At 54.2% G+C, this 6,494-nt stretch carries 6 protein-coding genes; 3 read left to right on the forward strand and 3 right to left on the reverse strand.

What is annotated here, in order from left to right; translation table 11 throughout:
• The first annotated feature begins 41 nt into the window (after positions 1-41).
• Both AC0LWM_RS17115 and AC0LWM_RS17120 read left to right on the forward strand, forming a co-directional pair.
• On the forward strand, positions 42-1,025 hold the full coding sequence (locus AC0LWM_RS17115) for a serine hydrolase domain-containing protein (protein ID WP_474676183.1): 984 nt from the start codon (positions 42-44) through the stop codon (positions 1,023-1,025).
• A gap of 139 nt (positions 1,026-1,164) precedes the next feature.
• On the forward strand, positions 1,165-1,767 hold the full coding sequence (locus AC0LWM_RS17120; protein ID WP_474676184.1) for a DedA family protein: 603 nt from the start codon (positions 1,165-1,167) through the stop codon (positions 1,765-1,767).
• A gap of 49 nt (positions 1,768-1,816) precedes the next feature.
• On the opposite strand, the gene AC0LWM_RS17125 is transcribed toward AC0LWM_RS17120, so the two are convergent.
• The 3 genes from AC0LWM_RS17125 to AC0LWM_RS17135 all read right to left on the reverse strand — a co-directional run bounded on the left by AC0LWM_RS17125 (position 1,817) and on the right by AC0LWM_RS17135 (position 4,992).
• On the reverse strand, positions 1,817-2,644 hold the full coding sequence (locus tag AC0LWM_RS17125; RefSeq protein WP_474676185.1) for a C40 family peptidase: 828 nt from the start codon (positions 2,642-2,644) through the stop codon (positions 1,817-1,819).
• Between the two features lie 94 nt (positions 2,645-2,738).
• Positions 2,739-3,452, reverse strand: coding sequence for a C40 family peptidase (locus AC0LWM_RS17130; RefSeq protein WP_474676186.1), 714 nt, complete (start codon positions 3,450-3,452; stop codon positions 2,739-2,741).
• Positions 3,453-3,615: 163 nt separating this feature from the next.
• A complete protein-coding gene (locus AC0LWM_RS17135) occupies positions 3,616-4,992 on the reverse strand; it encodes a YheC/YheD family endospore coat-associated protein (protein WP_474676187.1) in 1,377 nt (458 codons plus the stop codon).
• A gap of 116 nt (positions 4,993-5,108) precedes the next feature.
• Here AC0LWM_RS17135 and AC0LWM_RS17140 point away from each other — a divergent pair, with 116 nt between their 5' ends.
• Positions 5,109-6,077: a D-2-hydroxyacid dehydrogenase gene (locus tag AC0LWM_RS17140; protein ID WP_474676188.1), complete on the forward strand. Its 969-nt coding sequence runs from the start codon at positions 5,109-5,111 to the stop codon at positions 6,075-6,077.
• Positions 6,078-6,494 lie beyond the last annotated feature (417 nt).

The following is a 6,494-nucleotide window of genomic DNA, read 5'->3' on the forward strand; positions in this document are numbered from 1 at the left end:
TGACGTGAAGATTTGCCTGTTCGGGAGAGGGGTTAACGAAGATGAAGCGGAAACTGGCGGAGCGGGTACATCGTTTCGCGGAGCAAAATCAATTCAGCGGTACCGTTCTGTTAGCAAATGACGGTCATATCGAATTTGCTGAGGCATTCGGATTGGCGAACCGCGAGCATCAAGTTCCGAACCGGATCGGCTCCAAATACCGGATCGCTTCGCTGACCAAAGCGTTTACGGCGATGGCGGTGCTGCAGCTTGCGGAGAAGGGCAGCCTGCGGCTGGACGACCGGCTGCGCAACTATTTTCCGGATTACCCCGAATTTGACGGCCGGATTACGCTTCACCACGTGCTGACGCATACGTCAGGCATTCCCGATATCGAGGATGTTCCTCGCTTCACGGGCCATCTGGAGAAGCTGTCGTACGATCGGCAAGGTTTTATCGCGCTATACAAGGACTTGCCGGCTTTCTTCGACCCGGGACAGGGGTGGAGGTACGGCAACAGCGGATATACGATGCTTGCCTACATCATTGAAGCCGTATCCGGCATGGAGTACGAGAGCTTCATCCGACACTATATTCTGGACCCGCTCGGCATGACCCATACGGGCTGCGACCGTAACAATAAAATCGTCATGCACCGATCCGACGGATATTCGTCGGCTCACGGACATATCGTTCCGGCGTCGTATTACGATCTGGGAACCGTGATGGCTTCCGGGGACTTATATTCCACGGCGGAAGATTTGTTGAAATGGGATCAGGCTCTATATGCCGACCGGCTTGTTTCCTATGAATCGCTCAGGCTCATGTTCTCTCCTCATGCCCATGTGAGCGGAGATCGGCATTACGGTTACGGCTGGAACGTCTATCCGGATTATGTCGAGCACGGCGGCTGGCTGCCGGGATATTGGTGCAAGTTCAGACGTTATCCGAAGGAGAAAGCAGCGATCGTCATGTTGGCGAACCAAGATTTCGGGCAAGAGGAAGGCATTCTGGACAAACTGGGCGCCTTGATGCTTGAGGGCTGAGCCAATGAGGCGGCCCATACAATCGTTTCTCTCGGGGAGGAGCGGTTGTTTTTTTATTTAAACATCGTCGCGCTTAAATTCCGTGCTTTTTATTCATAATATAAATCGTACAAAGAACGGCATGGCCGGGAGGCGGAGCATGCATTTCAACATCGGGCATTTAATCCAACAATACGGGTATTACGGCGTCTTCGCCATCTTGCTGCTGGAGATGATCGGCATTCCTTTTCCCGGGGAGACAACGCTGGTCATTTCCGGTTATGAATGGATGAACGGGGCGTTTGCGTTAGTCCCGCTGCTCATTGCCGCAATTGCGGGCAACATCATCGGTTCGTCGATCGCTTACGGGATCGGGCGGTATTTGGGCCGGTCCGTCATCCTTCGGTTCGGCCGGTATGTCGGCATGACGGAACAACGGTTGCATAAAGCGCACGAGCATTTGGAGAAATACCGGATTTGGATACTGCTTTTCTCTAAATTTATTGCGGGTGTCCGGGTATTCGTTCCTTATATCGCAGGGATGAACCGGATGTCCTTTCTCGGCTTTACGATCTACAACACGATCAGCGCCGTCATTTGGGTCACTTTGTTCACCGTATTGGGCCGATACATTCATATTGGCTGGCACAGGTACCATCATGCGCTGCAACGATTTCTTATTCCCGGAATCGTCTTCTTTATTATTCTTGGTTTATGCTACTTGGCCATGAAATATCGGAGACGAAGGGGGAGAACGAAATAAAAAAAGCAACCGCGGATTTGAATCCGGGTTGCTTTCTACGTCATTCTATTTAGTTGATGACACGGGCAGCGGCCACGTAATGCGTGTTCCACCAGCCTTTGGTCATATCGGCGATCGTCACGTCGCTTTTGGTGTTGACGTTGTGAATGATTTTGCCGTCGCCCATATAGATACCGACATGCATGATTCGTTTCACAAGATCGCTATTGTTCATCGTGGAGTTAAGCGAGAAGAAGACGAGATCGCCTTTGCGCAGTTCGCTGCGTTTGATCGCTTTATTCGCGGTATATTGCGGACGAGCTCCCCAACGCAGATTGATGCCTTGTTCCGCATACAAATACTTCGTGAACGAGGAACAGTCGAAAATAAGGTTTTTCGTATCGTTTTTCCCGAAACCGTATTGAACTTTTCCGATCAGGCTTTTGGCTTTGGCAATGATTTTGTCGGCTTTTACTTCCCAGCCCGCAACCGTGCCGGAATTGCTGCCCGCATTGCCTGTATTCCCGGTGTTGCTTCCCGTATTACCGGTACTGCCCGTATTGCCTGTATTTCCGGTGTTGCTATTGCCGGTATTGCCAGTATTGCTGCCGCTGCCGGATCCACCATCGACATAATCGATGTACAAAGTAGATATGTACCCGACTTGACCTTTATAGCTAACCTTAATGTAATATTTGTTCGTTTCCTCGAGTACGGTAAGCTTGGTGCCTTTCGGAACGCTGCCATAGATTTCGCCTTGCTTAGAAACCGGCTTTTCTTTCAAGTACGGCCATGCGGTTGTGACAATGGTTTTATTCGTTGTATCGGCCATCGCCACGCCGGCAAACAGCATACTGCCGATCATCGCGCCTGCAATCACCTTGACGAATTTTTTCATGTGCATCACTCCTAAGATGTAATTGTATGAAAAAGGTCGGGCCCGGGCAGAATAACGCTAGAGATCCATCCGGACCCGTCCGATTTTCCTAAACTTAAACGCCGATATAGCGTGCGGCCGCGACGTAGTGGTTGTCCCACCAGCCGGAAGCCATGTTGCTTATTTTTACGCCACCTGCGCCATACGTATGGAGCACTTTGTTATCCCCGGCATAAATGCCGACGTGCCCGATTCGCTTGAGCGTATTGGATACCGGATTTTTAATGGTAGCCGTCGTGGAGAAAAAGACCAGATCGCCGACCTGCAATTCGCTGCGGGGGATTTTGACCCCGTTCGTATATTGGCCGCGTGCTCCTCGCGCAAGGTTGATGCCGATTTGCTTGAATACATATTGGGTAAAAGACGAGCAGTCGAATGACCGGGTCGAACCGGAGGCTGCCCCGAACTTGTACGGAGTGCCAAGAAAGCGTTTTCCGATCGCGATCGCTTTAGAACCTTGATCGGCTAGAGCCGGCGCTGCAGCTGTATCGGTTAATGTCGGTGCCGTCGCTGCATCGGTTACTGTCGGTGCCGTCACTGCATCGGTTACTGTCGGTGCCGTCACTGCATCGGTTACTGTCGGTGCCGTCGCTGCATCGGTTACTGTCGGTGCCGTCGCTGCATCGGTTACTGTCGGTGCCGTCACTGCATCGGTTACGGCCGACGCCGCCGCTGCATTGGCTCGAGGAGCTTGTCCGATGAACCCGCCGGATAAAGCTACTGCCGCGCTGATGCCGGCGATAACGATTTTTCTCGATAACAGATTCATAGTAGACCTCCCTGAGCTTGATTGTTTGTTTCGAACTGTTCTCAGTATAACAAATATAAAAATGGCGGGTTTTCCCGCCAAACGCAAAAACCTAGGCGTCGCCTAGGTTTGTTTCGTAATATTAAAATATGATTAGAAATTGATTAAAAACCGGATTCTAATCTCAAAATCCGGCTAAAAACCGCGAATAACGGACGATATAGCGGACGGAAGGACGGGTTTTGTCCTCGGTGAGCGGCGACTTGTTATGTTTGGACGGCTTGGAATTGACTTCAAGAAGCCAGACGCGACCTGACGTATCCATCGCCAAATCGACGCCCAATTCGCCGAAATGGGCGTTAATATTCGATTCGATGCCCTTGGCGACGGCAAGCGCGGCCCGGCGAATGCGAAGCGGCGCGTCTTTGGCCATCGACGGGATCGATGAGCGGCTGACGGCGTCTTTGACTTTGCACAGCGTGCCGCCGCGCGCCAGGTTTGATACGAAGTGATTGCTGCCGGCGATGCGCGCCACGACCGAAGTAATCCTCCATGCGCCGACATGGTCGCGCTGTACGAGCGCGCGAAAATCGACGGGCCGCCCGCCTACGCGGATGAGCTGCAGGCCTTGCTGAATTTGATAGCGGCGCTGCTTCATTTTTTCGGAAATGGATGCGTTCAGTCGGGGAAACCCGTTGTAGGTCACCTTTTGGGTACCGTACATCGTCGCCATGTCGCAGATGAACCGCCCGCCTAGAGGGTCGCTCACATGCGAAATCCGGATAATGCCGCGGCCCAGGCTGCCCATGATCGGTTTCAGGAAGACAATGGGGTATTTGGTGCACATCATTTTGAGCGTTGCGGCATTGTCCAGCATATGCGATTCGGGCAGCAGCACGCTTGTTTTGGGGTCGCCTCGAAGAGCCTGGAACACTTCGTTTTTGTTCAAATATTTTTCATTGAACACTTTGGCGCCGTGGCGTAGTTTTATTTCCCGGATGAAATGTTGTACACTGGGTTTGTCTTCGAGCACTCGCGACGTAAGGCGGTTGTACACGACATCAGGAATCGGGAACCGGTTTTTGCGCCAGCCCGCGCTCGTGTAATGCCATCCGTCCAAATGCAAAGCGCTTGAAGTCATTTCATTAACCGTGAAAAAATAAACGCAAGCGCCAAGCTGCTTGCAGGCATCGGTTAATTCCTTGCAGAACGATGTGATGGCGCCGAACGGTTCTTCCTGAGATGCCGGATTCATGCGGCGCACAAGTACGCCGATGAGCGGTCCGATATGAATTTGTTTCAATCCCGTATTGTATCGCAAGCCTAACGGGCCGGCGAAATGAAGCCCGAGCCTGGCAATTAACGAATCGCTTGCCGCGAAATGGTCGGAGTACGGAAGGGAAGCAACCGTAACCGTATGCCGATATGAGCCGAAACGGACCGTAAGCGGCTGGTTAATGGGGATTTTTAGCTGATGGATGGTTTTGCTTCCGAGTAATAGTGCCGATTCATCCAGCTGGATATCGGCGTACACCGTTTTGGTCACTATCGCAGTACCCATGGCCATCTCCTCCGTAAACAGTCTTATACCATCATACTGGGACATTGCATCATTGGTGTTTGTCCATTCAATGTCCATGCAAGATTCAATCGGAATTATAAGGAGCGATCTCTACCATGAACATTGTTGTACTCGACGGATATACCGTTAATCCCGGAGACCTGAGCTGGAACGCCCTGCAGCGGTTAGGCGAAACGACCGTATACGACCGGACGCCGCCGGAGCTTGTCGCGGAGCGGGCGCAGGGCGCGCAGATCGTGCTGACGAATAAGACGAGGCTGGGGGGCGAGACGCTTCGCGCCTTACCGGAGCTGCGTTATGTCGGCGTGCTCGCGACCGGCTACGACGTCGTCGACGTCACCGCTGCGGCGGAACGCGGCATCGTCGTGACGAACGTGCCGGCGTACAGCACGGAGTCGGTGGCGCAGCTGGTGCTGGCGCTGCTGCTGGAGCTGTGCCACGGCGTCGGACGCCACGACGACGCGGTGAAGGCCGGCGAATGGACGCGCAGCGCCGATTTTTGCTTTTGGCGGCAGCCGCTCGTCGAGCTGGCCGGCAAGACGCTTGGCCTGGTCGGCTACGGCCGGATCGGCCGGCAGGTGGCCGCGGTTGCCGCGGCGCTTGGCATGCGCGTCCTGTACACGCGCCGCAGCGGCGGCACAGCGGAGGACGCGGCGGCCGAGCCCGGCGGCGCAACGCGGGCCGAGCTTGCGGAGCTGCTCGCCGAGGCGGACGTCGTCAGCCTGCACTGCCCGCTGACGCCGGCGACCGAAGGGCTGATCAACCGCGATACGATCGCGCTTATGAAGCCGTCCGCGTTCCTGATCAACACGTCGCGCGGCAAGCTGATCGCCGAGCAGCACCTCGCGGACGCGCTGAACGAAGGCCGGCTCGCCGGCGCGGCGCTTGACGTGCTGTCCGCGGAGCCGCCGCATTGCGACAACCCGCTGCTTGCGGCGCGCAATTGCATCATCACGCCGCATATCGCCTGGGCGACGCTTGCGGCGCGGACGCGGCTGATGGACATCGCCGCGGGCAACGTCGCGGCGTTCTTGCAGGGCCAGCCGGTGAACCGGGTGAATTGAAGCAAGGTCATAAAACCTTATGCAGCAGAGCGTTATGCAGCATAAGGTTTTTTTTGTTGGGAAGGTGAGGTGGCGGACTGCGGAATGGCCGAACGGCCGAACGCTAAACTCTAGGCCCCACGCTCCAAACTCCAAACTCCAAACTCCAAACTCCAAACTCCAAACTCCGAACTCCAAACTCCGAACTCCGAACTCCGAACTCCAACTCCGAACTCCAAACTCCAAACTCCAAACTACAAAATAACTGGAAAAGATGCTCTTAATATTTGAAGAATGGGAGCATTTGCGAAAATAACCGCAAAACTGGGCCTCTGTCAAGAAAGTGGACACCCAAAACCAATTAACCTACGCGTTTGTAGTACATCGACTCGAACTGAGTGGGCGATACGTACCCCAAAGCTCCGTGAATTCGTTTGC

Source organism: Paenibacillus sp. sgz302148, assembly GCF_056120465.1.

Excerpts from the sequence above, each read along its gene's own strand:
- AC0LWM_RS17115 (WP_474676183.1), top strand. The coding sequence starts at position 42 with ATGAAGCGGAAACTGGCGGAGCGGGTACATCGTTTCGCGGAGCAAAAT.
- AC0LWM_RS17120 (WP_474676184.1), top strand. The coding sequence starts at position 1,165 with ATGCATTTCAACATCGGGCATTTAATCCAACAATACGGGTATTACGGC.
- AC0LWM_RS17125 (WP_474676185.1), bottom strand. The coding sequence starts at position 2,644 with ATGAAAAAATTCGTCAAGGTGATTGCAGGCGCGATGATCGGCAGTATG.
- AC0LWM_RS17130 (WP_474676186.1), bottom strand. The coding sequence starts at position 3,452 with ATGAATCTGTTATCGAGAAAAATCGTTATCGCCGGCATCAGCGCGGCA.
- AC0LWM_RS17135 (WP_474676187.1), bottom strand. The coding sequence starts at position 4,992 with ATGGGTACTGCGATAGTGACCAAAACGGTGTACGCCGATATCCAGCTG.
- AC0LWM_RS17140 (WP_474676188.1), top strand. The coding sequence starts at position 5,109 with ATGAACATTGTTGTACTCGACGGATATACCGTTAATCCCGGAGACCTG.